This is a genomic window from Streptococcus intestinihominis (assembly GCF_046824975.1).
GTDB lineage: Bacteria > Bacillota > Bacilli > Lactobacillales > Streptococcaceae > Streptococcus.
This window is the reverse complement of sequence record NZ_JBKQBL010000004.1, coordinates 245,290-247,274: the sequence shown is the minus strand read 5'-3', so window position 1 is coordinate 247,274 and position 1,985 is coordinate 245,290. Positions and strand designations below refer to the sequence as shown.

The following is a 1,985-nucleotide window of genomic DNA, read 5'->3' as shown; positions in this document are numbered from 1 at the left end:
CCCCTTGTTGGGGGGATTGATCGCAGAGCAATTTGGTATGCGGAATGTCTTTCTCCTCGTTGGTTTTTTCCTCTTTCTCGTCTCTGTCTTGACTTGGTGGGGCATTGAGGAAGACTACCAACAAATATCCAAGGAGGAGCACCTTTCAAGCTGGGAATTACTGGCTTCTATCCAGCATAAGGACATTTTACTGGGCCTCTTTTTGACCAGTATGACCATTCAGATGATCGGCCAGTCCATTTCTCCCATTCTTCCACTCTATGTAAGAGAGCTTGGCCAGAGCGACAATGTTATTTTTGTATCTGGACTGATCGTATCAGCGATGGGGATTTCCAGTATCCTGACATCGGGATGGATGGGAAAGCTCGGAGATAAAATTGGCAACCATCGCCTCTTACTTTTAGCTCTTCTCTATAGTGGCATCCTCTATATCTTCTGTGCCCTTGCTCAGACCCCTCTTCAATTAGGCCTTCTTCGCTTCCTATTTGGAATTGGAACAGGAGCCTTAATGCCCGGAGTGACGGCTCTCTTAAACCGCATGACTCCCAAGGAAGGAATTTCTCGGATTTTTAGTTACAATCAGCTCTTCTTTTACGTTGGGGGAGTTCTTGGTCCCATGATGGGCTCTAGTATTGCCATGCATGTCAATTACCATTGGGTATTCTATGGGACTGCTATCCTAGCCTTTATAGATTTGGCCTTCCTTTTATTCATCTTTAGAAAGTATTTGAAAGTGAGAGAAATCAGTGCGCATTAAAGTACAACTAACCTGCACGAGCTGTGGCAGTCAGAATTATTTGACAAGTAAAAATATGAAGACCCACCCTGAAAAAATTGAAGTTTTGAAGTATTGTCCCAAAGAGAGAAAAGTGACATTACATCTTGAAACGAAATGATTTTTATGGTAAAATAGATAGGATTTTAAGGAGTTTTTAAATTATGACTAAACCGTTGATTACTATTTTATTGGTACTATCTGTATTAATTATTATCGCTATCTTCATGCAACCAACTAAAAATCAATCTAGCAACGTATTCGATGCAAGCTCAAATGACTTGTTCGAACGTTCAAAAGCTCGTGGATTCGAAGCAGTGATGCAACGATTGACAGGAGTAATGATTTTCCTTTGGTTACTCATTGCGATGATTCTAATGGTATTATCCAGTAAATAAGATAGGCTTAGACATTGTCTTTGCCTATTTTTTCATCTATGGGTCGTTGGATAGGGAGATTGTCACTTGCAAAGAAATCTCTCGGAAAGAAAGAAAATAAAGGAGGCTGGGTATCCAGCACAAGATATGAAAAGTAAAATTATTGATTATTTAAAACAGGAGGGAAAAGCTCAGGTTGATCAGTTGGCTCAAGCCATAGGGAGTACAGACGCCAAAGGTTTTCGTGAACTGATTAAGACCATTTCGCTGATGGAGCGACGTCGTCAACTAACCTTTGAAGAAAATGGTTTTTTAAGTCTCCTTGATGCCAAGCCAAAAGGCGTCATTACTGTGAAAGGGATTTTCCATGCTCATAAGAGTGGCTTTGGCTTTGTTAGCCTAGAGAGAGAAGAAGAGGACCTTTTTATTGGACGAAATGATGTCAACCATGCCATTGATGGAGATACAGTTGAGGTTGTAATCACCAAGGTCGCCGATCGGCAAAAGGGGACCGCGGCAGAGGGGAAAATCATTGATGTCTTGGAGCATAGCCTCCAAACAGTCGTCGGCCAAATCGTTTTGGATGAGGAAAAACCCAAATATGCAGGCTACATCCTTTCAAAGAATCAAAAGATTAGCCAACGCATCTACGTGAAAAAACCTGCCCTACAATTAGAGGGAACGGAAGTTCTCAAGGTAGCTATTGAACAGTATCCAAGTCGGAAGCACAATTACTTTGTAGCCTCAGTACAAGATGTGGTTGGACATGTGACAGATCCTGGGATCGATGTCTTGGAAGTTTTAGAGTCTATGGATATCGTCTCAGAATTTCC

3 protein-coding genes and 1 pseudogene are annotated in these 1,985 nt (G+C 41.6%); all 4 read left to right on the top strand.

Features of this window, described 5'->3' with window-relative positions:
- Positions 1–757 (top strand): MFS transporter (locus ACLOR3_RS08065; protein WP_412037126.1); only part of this gene is annotated, 757 nt, incomplete at its 5' end.
- Entirely contained in the window at positions 747–896 is a 150-nt protein-coding gene (gene rpmG, locus ACLOR3_RS08060; RefSeq protein ID WP_081453577.1) for a 50S ribosomal protein L33, read from the top strand. The genes ACLOR3_RS08065 and rpmG, both read left to right, overlap by 11 nt.
- A gap of 43 nt (positions 897–939) precedes the next feature.
- Positions 940–1,173, top strand: a complete 234-nt coding sequence (gene secG, locus ACLOR3_RS08055) for a preprotein translocase subunit SecG (RefSeq protein WP_006595869.1) — start codon at positions 940–942, stop codon at positions 1,171–1,173.
- Between the two features lie 126 nt (positions 1,174–1,299).
- Positions 1,300–1,985, top strand: a pseudogene (locus tag ACLOR3_RS08050) (ribonuclease R); the annotation flags it as partial.

What these genes read in the sequence shown, in the direction of transcription:
- secG (WP_006595869.1), top strand. Translation starts at nt 940, where the DNA reads ATGACTAAACCGTTGATTACTATTTTATTGGTACTATCTGTATTAATT.